Source organism: Pseudomonas fluorescens, assembly GCF_902497875.1.
Classification (GTDB): domain Bacteria; phylum Pseudomonadota; class Gammaproteobacteria; order Pseudomonadales; family Pseudomonadaceae; genus Aquipseudomonas; species Aquipseudomonas fluorescens_BR.
On the sequence record NZ_CABVHY010000013.1, the window covers coordinates 61091 to 87186 of the forward strand.

The window sequence follows — 26096 nt, forward strand, 5'->3', positions numbered from 1 at the left end:
GGGATGAAGATGTAAGGATCAAGGATTTGCGGTGCCTGGGGGGACGCTATCGCGAGCAGGCTCGCTCCCACAGGGGAATGCGGTGTCCTTGTGGGAGCGAGCTTGCTCGCGATGGGGCTGGCACTGCCAACAACCATCTAGAGAAGGCAATACGGCCAGGAATTTTCCGACAGGCTTTTAAGGTTGCCGGTAGGAAATCCCGTGGTTAGTCTCCGAGAGTCGCTGCCAATTCAGCGATCGGATTTGACCGTCCGCAAAAATCAAGGCGCACCAGCGCCCAAGACCTGGTTCAGGCGCTTTTTTTGTACCTGAGGTATCGTGTCGCGGCAGCTGTGCGTGGGACACCTTCGGGTGTGCCGGGTCCCTTGATTCCCGGTCGGTCAACCCGCGTACAGCTGCCACCCAGTGTGTGCATCGGGTTTCGTCAGATGGACCCGGTTATCGTTCACCAGCACTATCACCGCAACTACCAAGGGGCAAACACCATCCCTGTGGCGAGCGAGCTTGCTCGCGCTGGGTCGCGCAGCGGCCCCAAAACCTGCAACCGCGGTGTATCAGGTAGAACGCGTCAACCGCACTTACGACTGCTACGCCCGAGCGCGGACCGGCCGGCGGGAGCAAGCTCCCTCGCCACAATTAATCACCAAACCATGGATTTCTGTTAATTGATCCAAACAAGAATTTTCCGACAGGTTTTGAGGCTTGCTTTGCCACAGGCCGGCGGATAACCTTCGCCGGTCGCTGCAAAATCAGCGGACGGGCTTGGCGGCCCGACATTCGAAAGGCGCAACAGCGCCCCCAACACGATTGCAGGCGTTTTTTTTCGCCCGCATTCTTGTGTCATGGCGGGTTGCGCAAGGACCCCTTCGGGGGTGCCGGGTTCCTTTCGTTCCGGTCCGCCAACCTTGTGCAATCCGCCACCCAAATCTGCTTGGCGGCAGACAGTGGCGGTTCCCCAACGAAAGGAGCTTCACCATGACCAAAGTCACCCCTGATCCACCCGAAACGCCCTGCGTTTCCCCCTACCAAGCCCTCGACTCCAAAAAACTCCACCAGGCCGCCCACCGAGCCCTCGATCATTACCTCAATCCGCCCTCCTTGGCCAAACCACGCTGCAGCGACGATCGCCCCGTCCAGATTTTCACCGTCGCCCCCGACATCAACACCCAGGCCTTGCTGGCCTACACCTACGAAACCTTCAGCTCAGCCACCATCCTGACTCAGGACCTGTCCGACGATCTGGAAGGCAAAGACCGCAACATCGCCCTGGCCATCCATCAAATGCTGGAACTGGGGTTGTTGCTGATCGAAAAGGCGCTGGATAACGAACACCCGATCAAGCCAGGCGCATCGGGCTTCGTCAGGTAGACCCGGTTATCGTTCATCGCGAGCAAGCTCGCTCCACACTCGGGATGTGCTGATCACACAATCGTGAACCCACGCAGATCTAACGTAGGAGCGGGCTCCCACAACGAATATCCTGTAAACACAAAATATCTGAACAACACTGATCAAGTGTGCGAGCCGCTTGCGAAGAGGCCCGAAGAAACATCGAAGCTTTAGCTCTTCTGCATAGTCGCCAACATCAAGGGCCGCTGACTCACTTCGAAAAACCACCCGCTTTAGAGAGTGGATGAGTTGCTATGGTCTCCGGACGTCATCGTTGGTGCTGCTTGGTGATTGAGGCACCGGTCTAGAGAGATGAGCACGTCTTTCATTCGTAATGCGCTGAACGTCTTGATTTTTAAAGTCATTAATTTTTTGTTCCGAAATTTTTCCCTTATTGACCGTACCTGGTCTTATTCCTGTAAATTTATTGCCTGCATCGGCAAGAGCTATTAGAGTTTGGGAGTGCTCTTTTATCAATTTCAGGGTAAAATTCTGATCAAACAATACTTGACGCTCGGAAATTGGTTTACGCGTAAAAAATGAATACATTTCTTTATCTATTTCCCGAATTGTCCGTGTAATAGATTTCTCCAATAAAAACTGTTCAGCACTTATATTCTCAATATTTGCCCTTGCTTTTATATAACTGGATTTGCCCAGACTTTGTTGTGTCTCAGTTAACGCTTTCTTAGCGCTGTAATACGATAACCCAGCTTCGCTTTTTTTCGGCAAACTGGCAATAAAGTTTCTTAGGGATCCATGTCCTGTTGAATCCGTCCTGTTGACGGGGTCCCCGGCACAATATGCATACGCATTCAATCCGCCCTCCCCAAACGGACTCCAACTGTCCGGGCTGTTAAACCGCATCAACACCGGGTTGAACTGCCGATAGCCATTACCTAAATGATAATGCCCGGTCACCGGGTCCGGCCGTTCGCCATTAAACCCGAGCAAACTGAGCAATCCTTTTCCTCGAGGGCGATGACCGTAAGGCGAGTAGGCGAAGGGATTGGGCTGAGTCGCGTCGAGTGTGTTCAATACCGAGCGTTGTTGATCAGTGGCCAGCAAGGTGGTATCGAGCTGGCCGCTTTCGGACTGTTGCAGTGCGAGCAACTGGTCTTCATGTTGGAAGATACGGGTCTGCACCGCGCCTTGTATTTCAGTGGCCAGGCGTGTTTTGCAGTAATAGCGCTGGATGGCAGCCTGTTCGAAGGGGGTGCAATCGACCAGATGATCGAGCGGGTCGTAGCGGTAGTGACACAATGGGATTTCGTGACTTGAGGTAGGCATTGACTGAGCTCCGTGCAAGGTCCAAAAAAGCCGAGTCTTTAGCATCGTTCCTTTCTCTGACGTTGCCTACTATCAGAACTGCTAGGGTTTTGGCGCGGGTTCGCTTCAATCGTTCGGCATCGTCGCCAGGTCGTTTTCGCCGAAACAGGTGATTTCGAGTACTACCTCGCAGATCTGCGCGAGCTAAAGGAGGTATTTGGCGTAAGAGTTTATGCCTACTGTTTAATGACCAATCACGTCCATCTTTTGCTTGCGTCTACTGCTCTCCAGCGCGGGCAGCTGACGGGAACCTCCCGTTTTGTGGATGAGGTCGAACACATCACAGGGCTTCGAATAATAAGCCGAGGGTAAGGTAGGCCCGTACAATAAGCTCAACATGAACTATGGGACGGTTAAAATAAATTTGCCCCCTTTTTCTGAGCTTGCTCGCGCTGGATCGCGCAGCGGCCCCAAAACCCGCGACCGAGTTCCATTAGGACAACCGCAATGGCTGGATTACGACTGCTGCGCCCGAGCGCGGACCGGCCGGCGGGAGCAAGCTCCCACGCCACAGTTAATCACCAGACCTTAGATTTCCGTTAACTGACCCCATCAAGAATTTTCCGACAGGTTTTGAGGCTTGCTTTGCCACAGGCTGGCGGATAACCTTCGCCGGTCGCTGCAAAATCAGCGATCGGGTCTGCAAGCCCGCCGGAATAACTAGGCGCATAGCGCCCCCATGACAGCTCGGCGCTTTTTTTGTGTCCGTGTTTTATGGTGGCTGTGCGTGGGAGACCTTCGGGTCTGCCGGGTTCCTAGTTTCCCGGTCTTGCAGACCCGCGCACAGCTACCACCCATCATCTGCAAGTGATGCTGGTAGCTCCTTTTGAAAAACTGGGAGCTTCACCATGACCAAAGTCACCCCCGATCCCCCTGAAACTGAAAACGTTTCCCCCTACCAATCCCTCGACTCGAAAAAACTCCACCAGGCTGCCCACCGCGCGCTCGATCACTACCTCAACCCGCCCTCCTCGGCCAAACCGCGCTGCAGCGACGATCGCCCCCTACAGATCTTCGCCGTCGCCCACGACATCAACACCCAAGCCTTGCTCGCCTACACCTACGAAACCTTCAGCTCAGCCACCACCCTGACTCTGGACCTGTCCGACGATCTCGAAGGCAAAGACCGCAACCTGGCCCTGGCCATCCATCAAATGCTGGAACTGGGGTTGTTGCTGATCGAAAAGGCACTGGATAACAAAAATCCGCTGAAGCCGGTGGAAAATCGGGTCGAGCCAGTCAACTCAGCGTCGACCTAAAGACCATTCGCGAGCAGACTCGCTCCCACACAGGATTTGTGCCGATCACACAATCTTGAACCGACACAGATAAAATGTGGGAGCGAGCCTGCTCGCGATGAGGCTGGCACTGCTAGCGCAACTATCAAGAATCGCGCCGCAAATCCTCCGGAATCGGTAGGTCCTTGAGCGGCTCCGGCCGCTTGCCTTTCCCCGCCCGATGCTGACGAATCTGATAGACATACGCCAACACCTGCGCGACCGCCAGATACAGCCCCGCCGGGATTTCCTGATCCAGTTCGGTGGAGTAGTAGATCGAACGCGCCAGGGCGGGCGATTCGAGCAGCAGGATGTCGTTGGCCACGGCAATTTCGCGGATTTTCAAGGCAGTGAAGTCGCTGCCCTTGGCCAGCAGCACCGGGGCACTGCCTTTCTCCGGGTCGTACTTGAGCGCTACCGCATAGTGGGTCGGGTTGGTGATGATCACGTCGGCCTCGGGCACCGATGTCATCATCCGCCGTTGCGACATGTCGTGTTGCAACTGGCGAATCCGTTGTTTGACCTCCGGCCGGCCTTCCGAATCCTTGTGCTCGTCGCGGATTTCCTGCTTGGTCATCAGCAGTTTCTTGTGGCTTTCCCAGAGCTGCACCGGTACATCCACCGCGGCAATCAGCAGCAGGCCGCAGGCCATCCACAGCGTACTCCAGCCGACCAGCTGGACACTGTGAATAATCGCCTGGTCCAGCGGTTCATGGGCGATGCGCAGCAAGTCGTCGATGTCCGCCGACAACACCGCCAAGGCCACGAACAGCACGATGAAAAACTTGGCCAGGGCCTTGAGCAACTCGACCAGGGCCTTGGCCGAGAACATGCGCTTGAGGCCTGCCCCCGGATTCATCCGGCTGAATTTTGGGGCCATGGTACCGGCGGAGAACAACCAGCCACCCAGGGAGATCGGCCCGATCAACGCCGCCAGCAGCAAGCAAATCAACACTGGCTGCAGCGCCAGTATGGCGATTTTTCCCGAATGCAAGAGGTAACGGCCCATGGAGCCCGTGTCGACGATCACCTCCCGGGGCAGGGTGAAGTTCAGCCGCATCAGCTCCAGCATTTCTTGCGCCAGTGCGCCGCCGTAGATCAGCAAGGCGCTGGCGCCGACCAGCATGATCGCCAGGGTATTGAGTTCCTTGGAGCGCGCGACCTCGCCCTTTTCCCGGGAGTCCTTCTTGCGCTTCTCCGTAGGGTCTTCTGTTTTATCCTGACCGCTTTCGCTTTCTGCCATGACTCAGCGCGCCCGTGCCAGTTCGCGTAAAAACTGCAAGGCTTCGGTGGCCAGCGGTTGATACTGATTGAGGATGTCTGCCAGGCCGATCCAGAAAATAACCAGGCCCAGGACCATGGTCAGCGGAAAGCCGATGGAGAAGATGTTCAGTTGCGGTGCCGCCCGGGTCATCACGCCAAAGGCGATGTTGACCACCAGCAGCGCGGTGATCGCCGGCAACACCAGCATCAGCGCCGCGCCCAGGACCCAGCCCAGCTTGCCGGCAATTTCCCAGAAGTGATTGACCAGCAAGCCGCCGCCCACCGGCAAGGTGGTGAAGCTTTCGGTCAACACTTCGAAGACCACCAGATGCCCGTTCATTGCCAGAAACAGCAGGGTCACCAGCATGGTCAGAAATTGCCCGATCACCGCCACCGAAACGCCGTTGGTAGGGTCGACCATCGAGGCGAAGCCCATGCCCATCTGGATCGCCACGATCTGCCCGGCCACCACGAATGCCTGGAAAAACAACTGCAAGGAGAATCCGAGCAAGGCACCGATGATGATCTGCTCGGCCACCAGCAGCAGCGCACTGAGGTCCAGCGCGTGCACCTCGGGCATCGGTGGCAGGCCCGGAACAATCACCACGGTGATCGCCAAGGCGAAATACAAGCGGATACGCGTGGACACCAGCGTGGTACCGAAGATCGGCATGACCATCAGCAAGGCGCCGACCCGAAACAGCGGCAACACGAAGCTCGCCACCCAGGTGCTGATCTGCGTGTCGGTAAGCGCCAGCAGAGACACCGGTCAGCCGATCAGCTGCGGAATACTGCCGTACAACTGCAGGATGTATTCCATAAAGGTTTGCACCAGCCAGGGCCCGGCAACGATCAGGGTTACCAGCATCACCAATAGCCGCGGCAGGAAGCTCAGGGTCTGTTCGTTGATCTGGGTGGCGGCCTGGAACATCGCCACCAGCAACCCCACCAACAAACTCGGGATGACCAGCACCGCGACCATCATGGTGGTCAGCCAGAGCGCTTCACGGAACAGGTCTACTGCGACTTCAGGAGTCATAACGCGCTACCCGCGAGTAAGGTTTCAAACGCCACCAAAACTGCCGGCCAGCGTGCCGATGATCAACGCCCAGCCATCCACCAGCACGAACAGCATGATCTTGAACGGCAGGGAAATGATCAGCGGCGAGAGCATCATCATGCCCATGGCCATCAGCACACTGGCCACCACCAGGTCGATGATCAGGAACGGAATGAAGATCATGAAACCGATCTGGAACGCGGTTTTCAGTTCCGAGGTGACAAACGCCGGGACCAGGATGGTCAGCGGTGCCTGATCGGGGCTGGCGATATCCGTGCGCTTGGACAGACGCACGAACAGCTCCAGATCGCTGCTGCGGGTCTGTGCCAACATGAAGTCCTTGAGCGGAATCTGCGCCTTGGCCACGGCGTCCTGAGCCGTGAGCTTTTCAGCCAGATAAGGCTGCAAGGCATCCTGGTTCACCCGGTCGAAGACCGGCGCCATGATGAACATCGTCAGGAACAACGCCATCCCGGTGAGGATCTGGTTCGACGGAGTCTGCTGCAGGCCCAGAGCCTGACGCAGGATCGAGAAGACGATGATGATGCGGGTGAAACTGGTCATCAGCATGACAAACGCCGGAATGAAGCTCAGCGCGGTCATGATCAGCAGGATTTGCAGGCTGACCGAATATTCCTGAGCGCCGTCGGCGTTAGTGCCCAGGGTGATGGCCGGAATCGACAGCGGATCGGCAGCAAACACCAACGGAGCAGCCAGCATCAGAACCAGCGTTAACAGGATGCGCAGCGGCATTACTTCTTATCCTTATCTTTACCCAGCAACTCCATCAGGCGCTGGGCAAACTCCGGAGTCGCCTGCTCGGTGCTCGGCACCTGCACCGGCTCCTTGAGCACATGCAACGCGGTGATGGTGCCCGGGGTCAGGCCGAGCAGAATCTGCTCGTTACCGACCTGCACCAGCACCAGCCGATCCCGTGGCCCGAGCGCGCGCGAGCCGATCAGTTCGATCACTTGCCCCTTGCCGGCCGGTCCGGCCTGTTGCACCCGACGCAGCAACCAAGCCAGAAAAAAAATCAGACCCAGCACCAGCAACAGCCCCAACACCAACTGTGCCAGTTGCCCGCCCACACCGCTGCCGGCCACTGGCACAGCGGCAGTCGCCAGCGGTGCGGCTGCCCAGGCGCTGAACGGCGATGCCAGCACTAGACCGAGTAGCTTTTTCACTCAGCGCAGCTTCTTGATGCGTTCGCTTGGGCTGATCACGTCCGTCAGGCGAATGCCGAACTTCTCGTTGACCACCACCACTTCGCCATGGGCAATCAGTGTGCCGTTGACCAGTACGTCCAACGGTTCGCCGGCCAGACGATCAAGCTCGATCACCGAGCCCTGGTTCAACTGCAACAGGTTGCGAATGTTGATTTCGGTGCTGCCGACTTCCATGGAAATCGATACCGGGATATCCAGAATCACATCCAGGTTCGGACCGTCGAGGGTGACCTGTTCGTTGTTCCTCGGCACGCTGCCGAATTCTTCCATCGGCAGACGGTTGGAAGACGGACCGTTATCGGCTGCCAGCAAGGCATCGATATCGTCCTGGCTGGCATCACCGGACTCTCCCAGCGCAGCCGCCCACTCATCAGCCAGGGCCTGATCTTCCGCGGAAATTACATCGTCATTAGCCATCAGTGGTCCTCGGCGGGCAAAAAGTCATTCAACAAAAGCGAAGGGGGTATACGCGCCGCTTAACGGCGCACGATCGGTTCAATCACTTGCAGCGCCAGGTTGCCCTTGTGGGAACCCAGCTTGACCTTGAAGGCCGGCACGCCATTGGCGCGCATGATCAATTCATCCGGCAGTTCCACCGGGATCACATCACCGGGCTGCATGTGCAGGATGTCCCGCAGACGCAACTGACGACGCGCGACCGTGGCGCTGAGCGGCACATCGACGTCCAGCACATCCTGGCGCAAGGCGTTGACCCAACGTTCGTCCTGGTCATCGAGGTCCGACTGGAAGCCGGCATCGAGCATTTCCCGCACCGGCTCGATCATCGAGTACGGCATGGTCACGTGCAGATCGCCGCCACCGCCATCGAGTTCGATGTGGAAGGTCGAGACTACGACGGCTTCGCTCGGCCCGACGATGTTGGCCATGGCCGGGTTGACCTCCGAGTTGATGTACTCGAAATTCACTTCCATGATGGCCTGCCAGGCTTCCTTCAAATCGATGAAGGCCTGTTCCAGCACCATGCGCACCACGCGCAATTCGGTCGGGGTGAATTCACGACCTTCGATCTTCGCGTGACGACCGTCGCCGCCGAAGAAGTTGTCCACCAGCTTGAACACCAGCTTGGCGTCGAGGATGAACAGTGCGGTGCCGCGCAACGGCTTGATCTTGACCAGGTTGAGGCTGGTCGGCACATACAGCGAGTGCACGTATTCGCCGAACTTCATCACCTGCACGCCACCGACGGCAACGTCCGCGGAACGGCGCAGCATGTTGAACATGCTGATGCGGGTGTAGCGGGCAAAACGCTCGTTGATCATTTCCAGGGTCGGCATGCGTCCGCGGACGATGCGATCCTGGCTGGTCAGGTCATAACTTTTGACACTGCCAGGCTCGGCAGCGTTGTCGGTCTCTACCAGACCGTCGTCGACACCATGCAACAGCGCATCGATCTCATCCTGGGACAGCAGGTCCTGCACGGCCATGTCGTGTTCCTACTGCAGTACGAAGTTAGTAAAGAGCAACTGCTCGACCACCACTTTGCCCACTTCTTTCTGCGCCACTTCCTGCACGCTGGCAGTCGCCTTCTGGCGCAGCATCTCTTGGCCAACCGGGGTCGCCAGAGCTTCGAAGCTTTGCCCGGAGAAGAGCATGACCAGGTTGTTGCGGATCACCGGCATGTGGATTTTCAGCGCATCCAGATCGGCCTGATTACGCGCCAGCAGGGTGATGCTCACCTGCATGTAGCGCTGACGACCGTTGTGGGTGAAGTTGGCGACGAAGGCCGGAGCCATCGATTCATAGATCGCCGCGGGCTTGATGAGACTGACGACATCCTCGGCGGGCTTGGACGTGTTGCTGGCGCTGTGCATGAAATACCAGGTTGCCCCCACGGACAGACCGATAGCCAGCAGTAAAGCCAGAACAATCAGCAGGACAAGCTTGAGTTTGCCTTTCCCGGCGGGGTCTTTTACTGCTTCGCTCTTCGCCATGCCAATAATCCGTCACTATTCGGGTTTTCACAGTCGCACGGCAAGGCAAGAGCAAGTGTTATGCCAGAGTTGTCTGTAGGAGAAAGGATCGGGTGTGGGTGCGTGGATAGAGCAAAAGATCGCAGCCTGCGGCAGCTCCTACATGATGGGACCGCGTGCACCCTGGATATCCAGGCACGCGCTAATCCGTAGGAGCTGCCGCAGGCTGCGATCTTTTCACAGGCGCCGCCGATTCAATCAGGCGTAATAATCCACTGCACTGGAACCCAACACGGTGGTGCTGGCAGCAGCCACTTCGGCTACCGTCATCGGCAATTCTTCATCCGCCGAATCCAGGCGACCACCGCTGGCACTGGTTCGCCCGCCCTGCCCCTGCTGGGCCTGTTCCTGACCCTGCCAGCCCCGGGACTGGTCGGAGACGTTGACGTCGACCTGGCCCATACCCTGTTGGCTGAACATGTCGCGCAAGCGGTGCATCTGCCCTTCGAGTGCTTCACGGACTACCGCGTGACCACTCATGAAGGTCACCTGGGTCTGCTGATCGGCAGCCATGTTCACCCGAATATCCAGACGTCCCAGCTCGGCAGGCTGCAGCTGAATATCGGCGGACTTGAGGTTGGCGCTGGACAGGTACATGACCCGGTTGACCACCTCTTCGGTCCAGCCACTTTGATGCATGGCCAGCGGCTGATTCACCGGCAGCGCATTGGCGGTTTTTGGCGTGGCAGCCTGGGTCAATGCCGCCAGACGGTTGGCGAAGTCATCGACGCGGGTATCGCTGGAGGCATTTTTCAGGTCTTTGAGGCCATCATCGATCAAGCCACTAAAGGCCTTGTCGCCGCCCGACTCGGTACCGTCCGCATCCGCTTGATCGAGCATGCCCGCCATCGCATTGGCGAAGTTCTGCGCTGGGGTCAGTTCGACCGCGGGTGCAGCCGCCTTGCCTTGAGCCTGACTGGAAGCCGAGACATGCCCGCTCTGCTCGAGGGCCAGACGTACCGCCGGCAACGCATCGAGCGGATCGGCTTCAGGGTCGAAATCGGCATCGACCGGCACCGCCAAGGCAGCCAGCGGCGCCTCGACCGCAGCAACAGCTGCCGGCGTGGGCGGCACCGCAGTGGGCACCACCGCCTGCATCAATGCCGGGGCCAGGGCCGGGTCCAGAGCCGGGTCCAGAGCCGGGTCCAGGGCCGGATCCAGGGCCGGGTCGACGGCAACCGTGTCGGCCAGTGGGGCCTCGGCCGCCGCCCCGGCATCACTGGCGAGCTTATCGTCCGCCTCGACCGCTTGATCGCCAGGCAAGGCATTGCCGCTATCGGCAACTGCCGGCTGCGGGGCGGCAGCCTTATCAGTGGCCGCGCCCTGCGGGTCGCGCGCCGGCTTGGCTGATTCCTCCCCCACCGCGGCAGGCTTGTTCATCGCCTGTTTGGCAAGGACCTGGGAAAACTTGGAAGGCTCATCCCCAGGCCCGGCAGCGGCTGCCTGGTTATTGGCAGTCGCGGCCTGGGGCTTGGCCGTGGGCGCGGCCTGAAGAAGCATGTTCGGGGCGAGGGGCATAAAACGGTCTCCAGTGCACTGGGGCGTTGGCACAGTTGCAGGCTAACTAGCGAAGATATAGCAAGGGTCGAGCCAGATTCGCTCAGCTGGACTGAAAACCGCCCGGCGGCAACTTTCAACAATGGAAGCGCTGGCGCTCCTCTTTGAACAGCGGCCGAACGATAGCGAATTCGCCGTCAATCTCGGCGACCAGTTTTTTGATACCGTCCAGCGACGGCTCGTTGGCTCGCAGCTCAAGTTGATGGCACAACTCGGCGAGACGGATAGCGCCCATATTGCTGCTACTGCCTTTGAAACTATGGGCCGTGATGATGAGCTGATAGGCATCGCTGGCTTTATGCAGCAGCCGCAGGCGCTCTTCGGAATCCGCAAGAAAGGTATCCAGCAGCAGCGGATAATCGTCCTCCATGACTTCGCGCAATGCGCTCAGCACTTCGTGGTCCAAATGAATCTCAGCCACTTGTTCACTCCCTGATCAAGAATTCGCAGATTATGCCAGAGCCTCCCAGGAAAACTCCACGCAGGCACTTCGACCATCGTCGGACCAGCTCGCGCTATGGCTCAGTTGGCGAATCAAACCAAGGCCACGCCCTGACAAACGATCGACATCCACAGGCCTGGCCATCACTCGCTGCACATCAAAGCCTTCGCCACTGTCCTCGACCCGAACCACCAGGCATCCACCCTCACCCCGTGGCGCGATCTGCAAATGCACGCGCACATAGCCCTCTTGCAGTTGGTCCAGACGCGCGTTGCGCTGCTGGTAGTAGTGCGCAAAACCGCGGGCATCACGTTTGATGCTCGAGTCCAACCCCAGCACGCCATGCTCCAGGGCATTGGAATAGAGCTCGGCCATTACCGTGTAGAGCGCGCCGCTTTGCGCCCTCAGGCCATGCACCTCAAGCAACAACTGCAACAGATAAGGCAGTGGATTGAACCGCTTGAGCGTGGCTGCGCGGAACTCGAAACTCACCGACCAATCCAGCGGGCACGACTGGCCACTGTCGGAATAGAGCATCACCGGCCGGGTCAGCTGTGCGGCCTCCAACAGGCTCACCTCGACCATGCTCACATCGTCACGCGCCTCACCACGAAAATCCCTCAGCGCCTGTTCGATCTCCTCGAACAATCGATCCGGCTGCCGATTGGCGGCAAACACCTGCTGCAAGCGCTCGACGCCAAACAACTGTTCGCTTGCATCACAGGTATCGATCACTCCGTCAGACATCAGGAAGACCCGGTCTTCAGGTGCCATCGGGAAGACTTCGGTCCGGTCATTGAAGGCTTCTGCACCCAGGATGCCCAGGGGTAAATGCCGCGACACCAGCGGCGTGCGTTCGCCCGTCGCGAGGCAATGCAGGTAACCGTCCGGCATCCCGCCATTCCAGACCTCCACCGCACGGCGCTGAAAACTCAGGGACAGCAGGGTCGCGCAGCAAAACATATCCACCGGAAGAATGCGCTTGAGCTTGGCATTCATCTCGCGCAGGGTTTCCGACAAGCCGTAGCCCTTGGCGGTCATGCCATAAAAGACTTCCGCCAGCGGCATGGCACCGACCGCGGCCGGCAAGCCATGGCCGGTGAAGTCGCCCAGCAGCACGTGCATATCGCCTGCGGGAGTGAACGCCGCCAGCAGCAAATCGCCGTTGAACAGGGCATAGGGCGATTGCAGGTAGCGAATGTTCGGCGCATTCAGGCAGCCGGAATGCGCCACTTTATCGAATACCGCTTTGGCCACCCGCTGCTCGTTGAGCAAGTAATCATGGTGCCGGGCAATCAGGTCGCGCTGTTCGAGTACCGTCGCCTGTAACCGGCGCAAACGGTCCATGGCCTTGATCTTGGCCGCCAGAATCACCTGGTTGTAGGGTTTTGCCAGAAAATCGTCGCCGCCGGCTTCCAGGCAACGTGCCAGGGCTTCGCTTTCGGTCAGGGAGGTCAGGAAGATGATCGGTACCAGGGTTTCGCCCGCCAATTGCTTGATCTGGCGTGCCGCCTCGAAACCGTCCATCACCGGCATCATGGCGTCCATCAACACCAGTTGCGGGCGCTGCTGCTCGAACAGTGCCAGTGCTTCGGCGCCGTTACTGGCGGTCAGCACGGCATGCCCCTGGCGCCGGACGATGGTCGACAGCAGCATACGATCGGCCGCACTGTCTTCGGCGATCAATACCGTCAGCGGTTCGAACCCCGGTTGCATGGCGATCAACTGATGTCGAAGAGTTTGTCGAAATTGGAGATGGCGAGGATCTTGCGCACGTCCGAGCTGCCGTTGATCACTCGCACGTCGGAGTTTTCTCCGCCGGCATGATCACGCAGCAATAACAGCATGCCCAGCGCCGAGCTGTCGAGGTAGGTCGCTTCCTTCAAGTCCACTACAACCGCACTGGGAGTTTGGTGCAGATGCTCGTAGCAGTCGCGAAACGCTTGATGCTTGCCAAAATCAAAGCGACCCTTGATCGAGATCGTGAGTTTTTGCCCGTCCGGTGACACTTCTGATTCAACCGACATGATAATGCTTCCTTGTCATTGGCAACCTGTACAAGGTTTAGCACCCTACAGGCCCTTGGGCAACCGGCAATGCCGGAAATACCGGATCAATACGGGTCCTTGCGTGGCAAGCGTTGCGCCAGTTCATCCATCAACTTTTGCTCGCGCTTATCTTCCAGCTGTCGCGCCTCATCGATGTAACGCTGCACCAGTTTGCGCAAGCCCTCGACCCGCGCATAGGCCTGCTGCCAGGTATCCCGGGCCTTGTTCAAATTGTTCTGATGCCAGGCCAGGCTTTGCCGCTGCTGGCCGACAGCGGTCTCCAGCTGGTTGAGGAAGTGCTGGTAATTCATCAGCCATTGCCCGGACACCCCCTGGCTGCCGCGCTCGATCCATTGCTGCTGGTATTCGCCGCGAAAGCGCTCCAGGTCTCCCAGCTTGCTTTCGGCCAGGCGGACCTGGCCCTGAAAGTGTCCCAGACGCTGGGCAGCGTTGCGCTCGGCGCGTTCGGCCATGTCGACCACCGGCGCCAGGCGCGCCGCACGGCTCTGGGCCATGGCGCGTTAACCGCCGGCCGCGGGGGCGAACACCGAGGCGAGATGGGCTTCGCTCTCGCCCTTGCTGATGTTGTCGTTCAAGCCCTGGCGCAGGTAGGTGACCATGGCGGGCTGCAAGGCAATGGCCATATCGGTTTCCCGATCGCCGCCCGGCACATAGGCGCCGACGCTGATCAGGTCGCGACTTTGCTGGTAGCGCGACCAGAGCTGTTTGAAATGTTGCGCGCGGGACATGTGTTCGGCGCTGACCACCGACGGCATGACCCGGCTGATGGAAGCCTCGATATCGATGGCCGGATAGTGCCCCTCCTCCGCCAGCCGCCGCGACAGCACGATGTGACCGTCAAGCACACCCCGTGCGGAGTCGGCGATCGGGTCCTGCTGATCGTCGCCTTCCGAAAGCACGGTATAGAACGCAGTGATCGAGCCACCGCCCGCCTCGGCGTTACCGGCGCGCTCCACCAGTTTCGGCAGTTTGGCGAACACTGAAGGCGGATAACCCTTGGTCGCCGGCGGCTCGCCGATGGCCAGGGCAATTTCCCGCTGAGCCTGGGCGAAGCGGGTCAGGGAGTCCATCAGCAGCAGGACATTCTTGCCCTTGTCGCGAAAATATTCGGCAATCCGTGTGCAATACATCGCGGCGCGCAAGCGCATCAGCGGCGCATCGTCCGCTGGCGATGCGACCACCACCGAGCGCTTGAGGCCCTCTTCACCGAGGCTGTGTTCGATGAACTCTTTAACTTCACGACCACGCTCGCCGATCAGCCCGACGACAATGATGTCGGCCTCGGTAAAGCGGGTCATCATGCCCAGCAGCACACTCTTGCCGACACCGGTACCGGCGAACAGGCCCAGGCGCTGACCACGACCGACCGTCAATAACCCGTTGATGCAGCGAATACCCACGTCAAGCGGCTGACTGATCGGGTTGCGCTTGAGCGGGTTGATGGTCGGGCCATCCATTGGCACCCAGTCTTCGGCCTTCATTCCGCCTTTGCCGTCGAGCGCCCGTCCGGCGCCATCGAGCACCCGGCCGAGCATGCTCATGCCCATTGGCAAACGACCGGTATCGGCCAGCGGAACCACCCGTGCACCGGGCGCAATGCCGGCGACGCTGCCGACCGGCATCAAAAAGATTTTGTTGCCGGAGAAGCCCATGACTTCGGCCTCGACCTGCACCGGGTGATAACTGTCATCGTTGATCACCACGCAGCGGCTGCCCATAGCGGCGCGCAGGCCTTCGGCTTCAAGGGTCAGGCCGACCATGCGCAACAGACGCCCTTCTAGTATCGGCTGGCCAAGCAACTCGGTGGCTTCAGCGTAGCTGCCCAGGCGCTTGGCGAAGCTGGTCCGTTCAAGGCGCATCGGGTTTGTCCAGGTCGACGCTCAGGTCAGGCGCGGCCGGATGCAAAGCCTGCTCGTGCAACTGATCGAAGAGTTTGGCCATGACTTGGCTGATCCGCGTTTCGATCGTGGCATCGATACGGCTGTGGGGAGTTTCAACCCGCAGGCCACCGGGCTGCAAGGTGGCGTCCTCGACGATTCGCCATGTTTCATCATGGCGTTCGCGCAGGGCTTTGACCTGATCGAAGTCCTGGGGATTGATAAACAGTCGGACATTCTCCGCGTCCAGCGGCAGCAGCTTCAACGCTTCGCGCATCACCCGCTCGAGCTGCGTCGAATCGATGGCCAGTTCGCGCTGAATGACCTGCCGGGTGATGTGCTCGACCAATCCGACCATGGCCTTCTCGATCTGCGAGTCCTGATCGGCAATCGGCTCGAACAGGTTGCCCATCAGCCGTTCAAGACTGGCCAGCCGGGCACTCAAGGCCACTTCGGCTTCCTGGCGCACTTTGAGTTGAGTGCTGTGAAAGCCCTCTTTCTCACCGGTCGCGAAGCCCTCGTTATAAGCCTCCTGGCGAATGCTTTCGAGTTCTTCAAGGGTCAGTGGCTGGACTTCTTCCAGCGGCACTTCCTCCATCTCGACCGGCTGCTCTTCGATGATCGGCTCGGGTTCCGGCTCCGGCTGATACGGGTCGAAACTGGGCAACGACCAGACGTCGAAACCACCGACGTCGCGGGCGCGAATCAGGTCGCTGGGAGACTCATCATTCTTGGACATCGCTTAAATCATTTCCTCGCCGCCTTTTCCGCCGAGAACGATTTCTCCGGCTTCGGCCATACGGCGGGCAATGGTGAGGATTTCCTTTTGCGCGGTTTCCACATCGCTGACGCGCACCGGGCCCTTGGCCTCGAGGTCGTCGCGCAACAGTTCGGAGGCACGCTTGGACATGTTCTTGAAGATCTTCTCCTTGACGCCTTCGTCCGAGCCTTTGAGGGCCAGCACCAGTACGTCCGAAGAGACTTCGCGCAGCAGCGCCTGGATACCGCGGTCGTCGACATCGGCAAGGTTGTTGAAGACGAACATGAGGTCTTCGATCTGACCGGAGAGGTCTTCGTCGACATCGCGAATGGCGTCCATCAACTGACCTTCGATCGAGCTGTCGAGGAAGTTCATGATGTCGGCAGCACGCTTGATACCGCCCAGGGTGGTGCGCGAAGCGTTGGAATTGCCGGAGAACTGCTTCTCGAGAATCTGGTTGAGTTCTTTCAGGGCCGCAGGCTGCACAGTGTTGAGCGAGGAAACCCGCAACACGATGTCGAGCCGCACCTTGTGGTCGAAATGCCCGAGCACTTCGCCGGCCTGATCCGGGTCCAGGTAAGCGACAACTATCGCCTGGATTTGCGGGTGCTCGAAACGGATCACGTCCGCCACCGCCCGTGGCTCCATCCATTTCAGGCTGTCCAGGCCGCTGGTGTTGCCCCCCAGCAGGATCCGGTCGATCAGGCCGTTGGCCTTGTCTTCGCCCAGGGCCTGGGTCAGCATCTTGCGCACATAGTCATCGGAACCGACGCCGAGGCTGGTCTGGTCGCCGACGATCTCGACGAACTCGCTCATCACCTGCTCGACTTGCTCGCGGTGCACATTGCGCATCTGCGCCATGGCCACGCCGACCCGCTGGACCTCTTTGGGCCCCATGTGCCGCAACACCTGCGCGGCGTCGGTCGACCCCAGGGACAGCAGCAGAATCGCGGCCTTGTCGACCCGGGAAAGTTTGGCGTTAACGGCTCGGTTATCACTCATCTGCGTTAATCCACTCTTTCACGACCTGAGCCACGCGACCCGGGTCTTCTGCCACCAGACTTTTGATTGCATTCAACTGTGCATCATAACCTTCGCTCGGGCTCGGCAGCAGGATGCTTTGCGGGCCACCGAGGCTGACGCGATCGTTGGCCAGTTCACCATCCAGACCGCCCATGCCGCCCAGCTCGACGTCGCTGCCAATGCCGGTCAGCTCCTTGCCTTTGCCGGTGATATTGTTGAGCACCGGACGCAACACACCGAACACCAGCACCAGGATGAACAACACCCCGAGCAGTTGTTTGACGATGTCCCAGAACCAGGGTTGGGAGTAGAACGGAACTTCGGCAATCACTTCGCCGCGCTCGGTCGAGAACGGCATGTTGATCACGCTGACGCTGTCGCCACGGCTGGCGTCGAAACCGACGGCGTCCTGGACCAGACGGGTGAAGCGCGCCAATTCGTCGGCGGTCCATGGCGCGCGGGTGGTTTCGCCATTGGCCGCGTTGAGCTTGACCTGATCATCGACCACCACCGACACCGAGAGGCGATTCAACCGCCCCTGCTGCTGCTTGGTGTGGCTGATGGAGCGATCCAGCTCGAAGTTTTTGGTCGATTGTTGACGCTTGTCCGCCGGGTACGGTGCGAGCATCGGCTGACCGGTGGCCGGGTCCATGATCTGTTGACCGTTGGCATCGAGCAATGGCTGACCTGGCTGCACCATGCCGGCCGACGCAGTGGCGCCGCCGGTGGTTTGCGGCGCGGAAGCCGGCGCGGGTGGCTGGTTGCTCAGGGCACCCGGCACGCCTTGCGGGCCGTTGCTGGTGGTGCGTTGTTCATTGACCGATTGCTCGCTGCGCAACGCCGGCTGGTCCGGGTTGAACTGCTCGGAAGTCGACTCGACGGCACTGAAGTCGACGTCAGCCGAGACTTCGGCTTTGTAGCGATCGTTGCCCAGTACCGGCTGCAGAATATTGTGTACACGCTGGGTGAGCATGCTTTCCATGCGTCGGCTGTAATCGAATTGCTTGCCGGCCATGGTCAGTTCGGAATTTTCCGCCTGGTCGGAGAGCAGGTTGCCCTTCTGATCGACCACGGTGATCTGCGACTTGCTCAGCTCCGGAACGCTGGTGGCCACCAGATTGATGATTGCCAACACCTGCCCAGGCTCAAGCGAACGGCCGGAGTACAGTTCCACCAGCACCGAAGCGCTGGGCTTGCGCTCGTCACGCACAAACACCGAACTCTTCGGAATCGCCAGGTGCACCCGCGCACCCTTGACGTTGTTCAGGCTGGAGATGGTCCGCGCCAATTCACCTTCAAGGCCACGACGATAACGGGTCGCTTCCATGAACTGGCTGGTCCCCAGGCCCTGCTCCTTGTCGAGGATTTCAAAACCGATATTGCCGTCGCTCGGGGTCACCCCGGCACCGGCCAGTTTGAGCCGCGCCCGCGACAGATCCTCGGCCTTGACCAGCAAGGCACCGGAGTTGGGCTCGACGGTGTAGGTAATGTCGGCAGCGGCCAGGGTGTCCATGACCTGCTTGGCGTCCATACCGGCAAGGCTGCCGTACAGCGGCCGGTAATCGGGCTGCTGGGACCACAACACCACGGCAAAACCAATCGCCACGCTCGCGGCCAGACCGACCATGAGGCCGACCTGACGCAACATGGTCATCTCGGAGAGATTTTCCAGAAAGGACAAGCCGAACAGCGGCGGCTTGCCGTCTGTCGGGGCGGCCTTGGCCGGAACGTTATCTGAGATTGTTTCTGCCATGACTCAATCTCGTCCTTAAACCGGCATCTGCATGATGTCTTGGTACGCCTGAACCAGCTTGTTACGCACCTGGGTCAACGCCTGGAACGAGACGCTGGCCTTCTGCGAGGAAATCATCACGTCGGTGAGGTCGACACCGCTTTTGCCGATCTCGAAAGCACTGGCTAGCTGGCTCGAGGCCTGCTGAGTGTCGCTGACCTTGTTAACGGCCTGCCCGAGCATCTCGGAGAAGCTGCTGCCGGCCACTTGGGGCACTGCGACAGCCGATTTCGATTGGGCCATGGCATCCATTTGCATGGACCGCATGTCCAACATCAACCGATTAAATTCAATACCTTGGCTCATGGTCTGCTCTCTCTGACGACCCGCAATTTTTTGACGCTCACGCAACGGGTAATGAGCTGTTAGCAACAAGGGTGCCAGCTCCCTACCCGCCCCGAACAAAAGCCAATACTGGCTGTTACAGAGAGACGCATCAGGTCGCGAACAAATAAGCCTCGACGTCCATTCCGGCGTCGCGCATCTGCGCCAGCTTGTAGCGCAAGGTCCGCGGGCTGATGCCCAGGCGCTCGGCTGCCTCTTTGCGGCGACCGCGCTCGGCGCGCAGGGTATCGATGATCATCTGAAACTCGCGCCGACGCAGATCGTCACCCAGCGCACCCACCGACTCGCCCGACTCGCCCGGCTCCCTGGCGACTGGCGTGGCGCGCGGCACCTGCGGTTGGCCAGGCACGGCCAACGATGGCAGAGGCGCGCAGGCCACTGGACCATTCAGGCAGAAATCCTCCGGCTCAATCATCCCTCCCTGCTGCAGGATCAGTGCCCGCTGGATTGCGTTATCCAGCTCACGCACGTTTCCCGGCCACGGATAGCCGATCAGGCAGGCCCGGGCCTCGGCCGACAGGCGTGCCGCGGCGTGCTTCATTTTATTGACGTGCCTGGCCAGCAGCCGCTCGGCCAGCGGCAGGATGTCGGCGGTGCGCTCGCGCAACGGACGCCAGGCCAGCGGGAACACCGACAACCGATAGTAGAGGTCCTCACGAAAGCGCCCCGCCGCCACTTCGCCGGCCAGGTCACGGTTGGTGGTCGCCACCACGCGAATATCCAGGGCGATGGGTTTACGACCACCGACGCGCTCCACCTCACGCTCCTGCACTACCCGCAACAGCTTGGCTTGCAGGCCCAAGGGCATTTCGGAAATTTCGTCGAGCAAAATGGTGCCGCCATTGGCCTGCTCGAACTTGCCGGCCTGCGCGGCAATGGCACCGGTGAACGAGCCCTTCTCGTGGCCGAACAAGGTGGCTTCGAGCATGTTGTCGGGAATCGCTGCACAGTTGATCGCGATAAACGGCTGACTGGCGCGAGGGGAATGCTGGTGGATATAGCGCGCGAGCACTTCCTTGCCAGTGCCGGACTCGCCCGAGATCAACACCGTGGAATCACTGCGGGCCACCCGGGCCGCCAGCTCGAGCAGCTGCGCACTGGCCGGCTCGAAGGCCACCGGCCCTTCGTCCCGGGCAGCGCCGAGACAACCCAGGGCGTGCCGCGCCACCAGGTCGAGCAAGGCCTTGGGTTCAAATGGCTTGACCAGATAATCGACCGCGCCCTGGCGCATGGCCTCCACCGCCCGCTCGACCGCACCGTGGGCGGTCATCAGCAACACCGGCAGTTGCGGCTGACGCGCGCGCAGCACGCCGAGCAACTGATGCCCGTCCATGCCCGGCATGTTCACATCACTGACCACCAGATTGAACGCTTGCGCGGCCACCGCCTCCAGTGCCTCCTCGGCGGAGCCGACGGCAATGTATTCATGTCCGGCCAGCAGCAACGTGTCGGCCAGCGCCTCGCGCAGGGCCCGATCGTCTTCGACCAGCAAAACCTTGACTGCCATGTCCTTCACTCCATTCTCCGAGCGCCGGGCTGCTCAGCCGAAAACAGCGGCAAGAGCACCAACGCACAGGTGCCGCGACCGGGTCGCGAGCGTAACAGCAATTCTCCCTGATGGGCGCGTGCCACCGCCTTGACCACGGTCAGCCCGAGGCCGGTTCCGGTGGTTTTAGTGGTAAAAAACGGTTCGCCCAATTTCGCCAGCAGCGCCGCGTCGATGCCACTGCCGCTGTCGCTGACGCACAGGCGCAAGGTGTTTTCACGGGCATACAGATGCACCTTCAAACGAACAGTGCCGGCACTGGCCTGGATCGCGTTTTCAATCAGGTTGAGCACGGCGCCGACCAGCGTGTCGCGGTTGCACAGCAACTCGCCGGCATGCGCGTCGCACTGCCAGCGCAGCGGCAGGTCCTGTACATGGGTCAGCGCGGCGGCTTGCAGCGACTGCATCAAGGCCTTGGGGGTCACCCGATCGGTCAGGGGCAATTCGCCTCGGGCAAATACCAGCATGTCGCGCACTTGGTGCTCCAGCTCGTGCAAACGCTCTTTCAGGCGTCCGGCAAAGCGTTGCTGGGTGGCGACCGGCAGCTCCTGCTCAGTCAAATGACTGGCGTAGATCAAGGCCGCCGACAACGGCGTGCGGATCTGATGCGCCAGAGAAGCGACCATCCGCCCCAGGGAAGACAGGCGTTCGTGACGGGCCAGCTGATCTTGCAGGTGACGGGTTTCAGTCAGGTCGTTGAGCAGCACCAACTGCCCCGGCTCGGCATCCAGCGAACGGGTGGCAATCGACAGCCGTCGACCATCTTTCAGGGAAACTTCATGCCCGTCGTCTTCACGGGGCGCGAAGCAGCGTGCGATGACCCGGCGCCAGAGCTCACCCACCAGCGGCAGGCCAAGCAGTTCGCAGGCGGCCGGATTGGCTTCGCGGACACTGCCTTGACCATCGATGACGATGACGCCGCCGGGCAATAGATCGAGGAGGTTTTGCAGACGGTTGGCCAGACGCTCTTTCTCAGCCAACTCTTGCATGCGCTGAGCACTGACCATCTCCAGCTCACCCTTGAGCTCGGTGACCCGTGCTTCGAGCATGCTGTAGGAGTCGGTCAGTTGGCTCGACATCTGACTGAACAGCGCGAACGCCTGCTCAAGCCCCTGCCGGCTTGCCTGCTCTACGGACGAGGATTGCCCCAGGGCTTGAGGGGCAGGAGACAGCTGGGCGGCTTGAGGCATCGGGCTTACTCGCTTGGCTGAGCGTCAGTTAAACGCAACGTTGCGAGAGCTATAGCAATACCCGTGCCTGAAAATAGCCGTCAATCATCCGCGTGTTCATCACCGTCTCGCCGGCTCATGCCGTACTTGCGCATTTTTTCCACCAGGGTGGTGCGACGAATGCGCAGGCGCTCGGCAGCCCGAGCGACGATGCCATTGGCGTCATCCAGCGCCTGCTGGATCAAGCCCTGCTCCAGGCCACCGAGGTAGTCCTTCAAGTCCAGGCCTTCCGGCGGCAGCAGCGCGCTCGCGGAGAAGTTCGGGGTGTGGCCGTTGATGGCCACCCGCTCTTCCAGGTCGCTGCGCAGACTGTCGACCAGTTGCTCGTCTTCATCGTCCACGTAACGGAATTTCTTCGGCAGCTCGACCACGCCGATCACCCCGTACGGGTGCATGATTGCCATGCGCTCCACCAGGTTGGCCAACTCGCGGACGTTGCCCGGCCAGCCGTGACGGCACAGCGACATGATCGCCGCCGAGTTGAAACGGATCGAACCGCGCTTCTCGTGCTCCATGCGCGAGATCAGCTCGTTCATCAGCAACGGAATGTCTTCGACGCGCTCGCGCAACGGGGCCATTTCGATCGGGAAGACGTTCAGGCGGTAGTACAGGTCTTCACGGAACGTGCCGACCTCGATCATGCTTTCGAGATTCTTGTGGGTCGCGGCAATAATCCGTACATCGGCGCTCTGGGTCTTGTTGCTGCCGACCCGTTCGAAGGTGCGTTCCTGCAATACGCGCAACAGCTTGACCTGCATCGGCAACGGCATGTCGCCGATCTCGTCGAGGAACAGCGTACCGCCGTTGGCCAGCTCGAAACGCCCGGCACGACTGGTGATCGCCCCGGTGAATGCGCCCTTCTCGTGGCCGAACAATTCGCTTTCCAGCAACTCGGCCGGAATCGCGCCGCAATTGACCGGCACGAATGGCCCGTCACGCCGCTTGGAGTGGTAGTGCAGGTTGCGCGCGACCACTTCCTTGCCAGTGCCGGACTCGCCAAGGATCAATACACTGGCATCGGTATCGGCCACTTGCTGCATCATCTGCCGCACATGCTGGATCGCCCGGCTGGTGCCGACCAGGCTGCGAAACAGATTGGGTTCGCGATGCCGACCGCGCTCGCGCGCCTGATCGTACATCTCGCGATAGACCTGGGCGCGATGCAGGGAATCGAGCAATTTGCTGTAGCTGGGCGGCATTTCCAGGGTTGAAAGCACCCGGCGACGCTGGTCTTCAGGCAAGTCAGTGAGAGAAATATCGCCCATTAACAAAACCGGAAGGAACTCATCCCAGGTGGCGAGTGTCTTAAGCAGGCCTAAAACAGCACCAGGAGTATTTACGGTCCCGATCAGGACGCAAATCACTTCACGACTGGATGACAAAGAACCGACAGCCTGCTGCCAATCATGGCTTGCGCAGGGTAAATTTTCTTCGCCAAGAAAATTTAAAATCACCGCAAGGTCGCGGCGGCGGACGCTATCGTCATCAATTAGCAGAATTTTGGTTTCGCGCCACATGCAATAGCAACTTCCCTAGTCAACTCAAATGCCCGGAAATACAGGACAGCTGGACGTCTGCAGGCATTTTCCTACTAGATAAGACGTCTGAAATCTTGAAACAGCACTAGTTAAGTCAAAAAAATGTGCACAGTCAAATTTATGGCGCACTATATTCGGATTAACTGAGCCAGATCAGCCGAACAGATGGTAAACCTTTGAAGCATTTTTAGCTTGGTTGATCTGTGACATCTCGTTGACTATCGACTGCCGCTCCCCTGTCGTCACTTCAAGCAACTGTTGATAAACCACCAGCAGACTCTCCAGAGTCTCGCGCACAGCCGCCTCGTTCACCGGCGCCTCGCTTAACACCTCATCGACACAGACCCGACAGGCCTCATCCAGTTTGCCGATGGCAGCCCAGTTGCGCTCGGCCAAGGCGTCGACCAGGGCTTCGCGGGTCTGGTCAATCCGTTGCAGTGCATGGCTCATGACGTCATCCTCAGGGGCAGGCTTATTGTGTAGCAATCGCATCCCAGCCGCTTTTGACCGTGATCAACAGACGGGCGACTTCGTCGATTATTTCCGGGTCATTGCTCACGTTAGCCTGCAACAGGCGCCCGCTCATGTACTCGTACAGGCTGTCCAGTTGCTGGATCACCGCCGGATCTTCAGCCTTCTCTTCATCCAGGCCCTGGCGCAGACCGGTAATGATGTCGATGGCCTTGGTGATCAACAGGCACTTTTGCGGGATATCCCCACGGGCCAATGCCCCTTTGGCCTGGGCCAAACGATCGAGGCCGCCCTCGAGCAGCATCTGGATCAGGCGATGAGGGCTGGCCTCGGACACCTGAGCGTGGGAATTGACCTTCTGATATTGGCGAAGGGCTCTCATAGGGTTCATGTTGCTACCTCGTTACAGGCCACAGGCGAAAGGGTTTGCTCTAACCAGTTTGTCGACTGCGCCACATAAAACTTTAATCCGGAACCAAAAAGCCCAGACCACCCGTGCATGTCTTCGCGGGGCGCTTTACCACCCCCTTCGATCAATCCTTCTTCGGATTATTCAGCGCGTTAAGCGTGGTCATGATGCTGGAGCTGGTGGCGTTGAGCTTGGCAACCATGGTATCCATCGCTATGTACTTGGCCGACAGGGCTGCCTGCAGGCTCTCCATGCGACGATCGAGATCCTTCTGCTGGGTGGTCAGGTCCGTCAACTTGGTGTTGAGGTCCGTCACACGAGAGGCCAGCAGTCCTGTTGTACCCACATAGGGGGCCGTCGCCTTGTTCATGCGCGTAACCAAACCGTTCTCACCGGTGAACAGCTTGGCAATATCACCAGCGCCCTTGACCACCGCCTTGTCCCACGCCTTGTCTTCCAGCGTCAGCAAGCCGGTTTTCTGGTCAGTGGTAATGCCCATCTGCGACAGGCCGCTCATGGCGCTCGAGCCCGAGCTGTTAACCAGCTCGCTGCGCAGGCTGGCAACCAGTTGACGCATCGACGCATCGCCGGTCAAGGCACCCGCCGTAGTGGTCGCGGTATCACCGGTGGCGTTCACCTTGGTCTGGGTGTTGATACTGGTCATCAGCGCATTGTAGGCGGTGACGAACGACTGGACCGAAGTCTTCAGCGTGGCGGTATTGCTTTCCACGGAGATGGTGATCGGCTTGTCCTTGTCCTTGGCGACCAGCTCCAGGGTCACGCCACTGATGGCGGAAGTCACCTTGTTGCTGGTGGACTCCATCGCGATACCGTCGATGGTGTATTTGGCGTTCTGAGCCGCTGGTCCCTGGTCATAGCCCTGAGCCAGTTCCGAGTTGCCACTGAGGGTGATATTGGTGCCTGCACCACTGTTGCTGGAGCCGATCACCAGGCGTGAGCCGTTGGAGTCGCTCAAGACGTTGGCACTGATGCCCTGGGCCGAAAGCTGGGTATTGATCGATTCACGCACCTGTTGCAAGGTCGCGCCACCTGGAACCGATACATCGTAACTCTTGCCCGACTGGGTAATGGTCAGCGTCTGGGCTTCGTCACTGGTATTGGCCACGCCCGAAGCACCGCCCTGAAACACCTTGCTGGTGACTTTCGAAGAGGTCGCCAGATCCTGCACCACCACCACGTACTTGCCACTGGACGCCGCATCACCCAAGGTGACCTTGACGTTTTTGTCTTCGGACGAGGTAGCGGCCAGTCCGTTGAACGCGGACACGTTGTTCAACTTGGTGATCGCGGCCCGGTAAGCGTCCAGCGCGCCCTTCACCGTGCCAACCGCAGACAACTGAATCGTCGTGTCTTTTTGCTGAGCGGTGATCTGGGATTGCTTGGGCGCCTTTTCAGCACCGACCAACGCACTGACGATGCCTTGGATGTTATAGCCCGAACCCGGGCCGGAAATCGTTGAACTAGCCATTTCTACTCTCCTTG

The 26096-nt window shown here is 59.6% G+C and carries 27 protein-coding genes and 1 pseudogene; 3 read left to right on the forward strand and 25 right to left on the reverse strand.

Annotated features, from left to right (window positions below):
• Positions 1–975 precede the first annotated feature (975 nt).
• A complete protein-coding gene (locus tag F8N85_RS14845; RefSeq protein ID WP_150804317.1) occupies positions 976–1368 on the forward strand; it encodes a DUF6124 family protein in 393 nt (130 codons plus the stop codon).
• Between the two features lie 273 nt (positions 1369–1641).
• On the opposite strand, the gene F8N85_RS14850 is transcribed toward F8N85_RS14845, so the two are convergent.
• Positions 1642–2679, reverse strand: coding sequence for an RHS repeat-associated core domain-containing protein (locus F8N85_RS14850; protein ID WP_150804318.1), 1038 nt, complete (start codon positions 2677–2679; stop codon positions 1642–1644).
• Between the two features lie 78 nt (positions 2680–2757).
• Between F8N85_RS14850 and F8N85_RS35760 the strand changes: the two are divergent.
• Together F8N85_RS35760 and F8N85_RS14860 are read left to right on the forward strand one after the other, a co-directional pair.
• Positions 2758–2934, forward strand: a pseudogene (locus F8N85_RS35760) (transposase); the annotation flags it as partial.
• Positions 2935–3566: 632 nt separating this feature from the next.
• Positions 3567–3977, forward strand: a complete 411-nt coding sequence (locus tag F8N85_RS14860; protein WP_150804319.1) for a DUF6124 family protein — start codon at positions 3567–3569, stop codon at positions 3975–3977.
• A gap of 124 nt (positions 3978–4101) precedes the next feature.
• Here F8N85_RS14860 and flhB read toward each other — a convergent pair whose 3' ends face one another.
• The 24 genes from flhB to fliD form a co-directional block, all read right to left on the reverse strand.
• Complete coding sequence (gene flhB, locus F8N85_RS14865; protein WP_150804320.1) at positions 4102–5238, reverse strand: flagellar biosynthesis protein FlhB; 1137 nt, start codon at positions 5236–5238, stop codon at positions 4102–4104.
• 3 nt (positions 5239–5241) lie between these two features.
• On the reverse strand, positions 5242–6018 hold the full coding sequence (fliR, locus tag F8N85_RS14870) for a flagellar biosynthetic protein FliR (protein WP_191636185.1): 777 nt from the start codon (positions 6016–6018) through the stop codon (positions 5242–5244).
• Between the two features lie 9 nt (positions 6019–6027).
• The gene (fliQ, locus tag F8N85_RS14875) at positions 6028–6297 is read right to left on the reverse strand and encodes a flagellar biosynthesis protein FliQ (RefSeq protein WP_047226258.1); all 270 of its coding nucleotides are present in this window, start codon (positions 6295–6297) and stop codon (positions 6028–6030) included.
• Between the two features lie 24 nt (positions 6298–6321).
• On the reverse strand, positions 6322–7071 hold the full coding sequence (gene fliP / locus F8N85_RS14880) for a flagellar type III secretion system pore protein FliP (RefSeq protein ID WP_150804322.1): 750 nt from the start codon (positions 7069–7071) through the stop codon (positions 6322–6324).
• Complete coding sequence (gene fliO / locus F8N85_RS14885) at positions 7071–7502, reverse strand: flagellar biosynthetic protein FliO (RefSeq protein ID WP_150804323.1); 432 nt, start codon at positions 7500–7502, stop codon at positions 7071–7073. The genes fliP and fliO overlap by 1 nt, the downstream gene beginning before the upstream one ends.
• Entirely contained in the window at positions 7503–7961 is a 459-nt protein-coding gene (fliN, locus tag F8N85_RS14890) for a flagellar motor switch protein FliN (protein ID WP_150804324.1), read from the reverse strand.
• 59 nt (positions 7962–8020) lie between these two features.
• Entirely contained in the window at positions 8021–8989 is a 969-nt protein-coding gene (fliM, locus tag F8N85_RS14895) for a flagellar motor switch protein FliM (RefSeq protein WP_150804325.1), read from the reverse strand.
• 9 nt (positions 8990–8998) lie between these two features.
• Positions 8999–9496 carry a flagellar basal body-associated protein FliL gene (gene fliL / locus F8N85_RS14900; RefSeq protein ID WP_150804326.1) on the reverse strand — a complete coding sequence of 166 codons (498 nt, stop codon included), beginning with the start codon at positions 9494–9496 and terminating at the stop codon, positions 8999–9001.
• Between the two features lie 237 nt (positions 9497–9733).
• Positions 9734–11053 (reverse strand): flagellar hook-length control protein FliK, encoded by a 1320-nt coding sequence (locus F8N85_RS14905; RefSeq protein WP_150804327.1) that lies wholly within the window; start codon positions 11051–11053, stop codon positions 9734–9736.
• 115 nt (positions 11054–11168) lie between these two features.
• On the reverse strand, positions 11169–11513 hold the full coding sequence (locus F8N85_RS14910; protein ID WP_150804328.1) for an Hpt domain-containing protein: 345 nt from the start codon (positions 11511–11513) through the stop codon (positions 11169–11171).
• A gap of 30 nt (positions 11514–11543) precedes the next feature.
• A complete protein-coding gene (locus F8N85_RS14915) occupies positions 11544–13250 on the reverse strand; it encodes a fused response regulator/phosphatase (protein WP_150804329.1) in 1707 nt (568 codons plus the stop codon).
• A 5-nt stretch (positions 13251–13255) separates the two neighbouring features.
• A complete protein-coding gene (locus F8N85_RS14920; protein WP_150804330.1) occupies positions 13256–13561 on the reverse strand; it encodes an STAS domain-containing protein in 306 nt (101 codons plus the stop codon).
• Between the two features lie 86 nt (positions 13562–13647).
• Positions 13648–14097, reverse strand: a complete 450-nt coding sequence (fliJ, locus tag F8N85_RS14925; RefSeq protein ID WP_150804331.1) for a flagellar export protein FliJ — start codon at positions 14095–14097, stop codon at positions 13648–13650.
• Between the two features lie 6 nt (positions 14098–14103).
• Complete coding sequence (gene fliI / locus F8N85_RS14930) at positions 14104–15462, reverse strand: flagellar protein export ATPase FliI (RefSeq protein ID WP_150804332.1); 1359 nt, start codon at positions 15460–15462, stop codon at positions 14104–14106.
• Positions 15452–16219, reverse strand: a complete 768-nt coding sequence (gene fliH, locus F8N85_RS14935; RefSeq protein WP_150804333.1) for a flagellar assembly protein FliH — start codon at positions 16217–16219, stop codon at positions 15452–15454. Before fliH ends, fliI begins: the two co-directional genes overlap by 11 nt.
• Before the next feature lie 3 nt (positions 16220–16222).
• On the reverse strand, positions 16223–17242 hold the full coding sequence (gene fliG, locus F8N85_RS14940) for a flagellar motor switch protein FliG (RefSeq protein WP_150804334.1): 1020 nt from the start codon (positions 17240–17242) through the stop codon (positions 16223–16225).
• Complete coding sequence (gene fliF, locus F8N85_RS14945; protein WP_150804335.1) at positions 17235–19016, reverse strand: flagellar basal-body MS-ring/collar protein FliF; 1782 nt, start codon at positions 19014–19016, stop codon at positions 17235–17237. Before fliF ends, fliG begins: the two co-directional genes overlap by 8 nt.
• Before the next feature lie 15 nt (positions 19017–19031).
• Positions 19032–19361 (reverse strand): flagellar hook-basal body complex protein FliE, encoded by a 330-nt coding sequence (gene fliE, locus F8N85_RS14950; RefSeq protein ID WP_150804336.1) that lies wholly within the window; start codon positions 19359–19361, stop codon positions 19032–19034.
• 130 nt (positions 19362–19491) lie between these two features.
• Positions 19492–20907 (reverse strand): sigma-54-dependent transcriptional regulator, encoded by a 1416-nt coding sequence (locus F8N85_RS14955; protein WP_150804337.1) that lies wholly within the window; start codon positions 20905–20907, stop codon positions 19492–19494.
• Positions 20908–20912: 5 nt separating this feature from the next.
• Entirely contained in the window at positions 20913–22136 is a 1224-nt protein-coding gene (locus tag F8N85_RS14960; RefSeq protein ID WP_150804338.1) for a sensor histidine kinase, read from the reverse strand.
• A gap of 80 nt (positions 22137–22216) precedes the next feature.
• On the reverse strand, positions 22217–23692 hold the full coding sequence (locus tag F8N85_RS14965) for a sigma-54 dependent transcriptional regulator (protein WP_150804339.1): 1476 nt from the start codon (positions 23690–23692) through the stop codon (positions 22217–22219).
• Positions 23693–23866: 174 nt separating this feature from the next.
• The gene (locus F8N85_RS14970; protein ID WP_150804340.1) at positions 23867–24163 is read right to left on the reverse strand and encodes a flagellar protein FliT; all 297 of its coding nucleotides are present in this window, start codon (positions 24161–24163) and stop codon (positions 23867–23869) included.
• 22 nt (positions 24164–24185) lie between these two features.
• Complete coding sequence (gene fliS / locus F8N85_RS14975) at positions 24186–24575, reverse strand: flagellar export chaperone FliS (RefSeq protein WP_150804341.1); 390 nt, start codon at positions 24573–24575, stop codon at positions 24186–24188.
• Between the two features lie 142 nt (positions 24576–24717).
• Entirely contained in the window at positions 24718–26082 is a 1365-nt protein-coding gene (gene fliD / locus F8N85_RS14980; RefSeq protein ID WP_150804342.1) for a flagellar filament capping protein FliD, read from the reverse strand.
• Between the last annotated feature and the right edge of the window lie 14 nt (positions 26083–26096).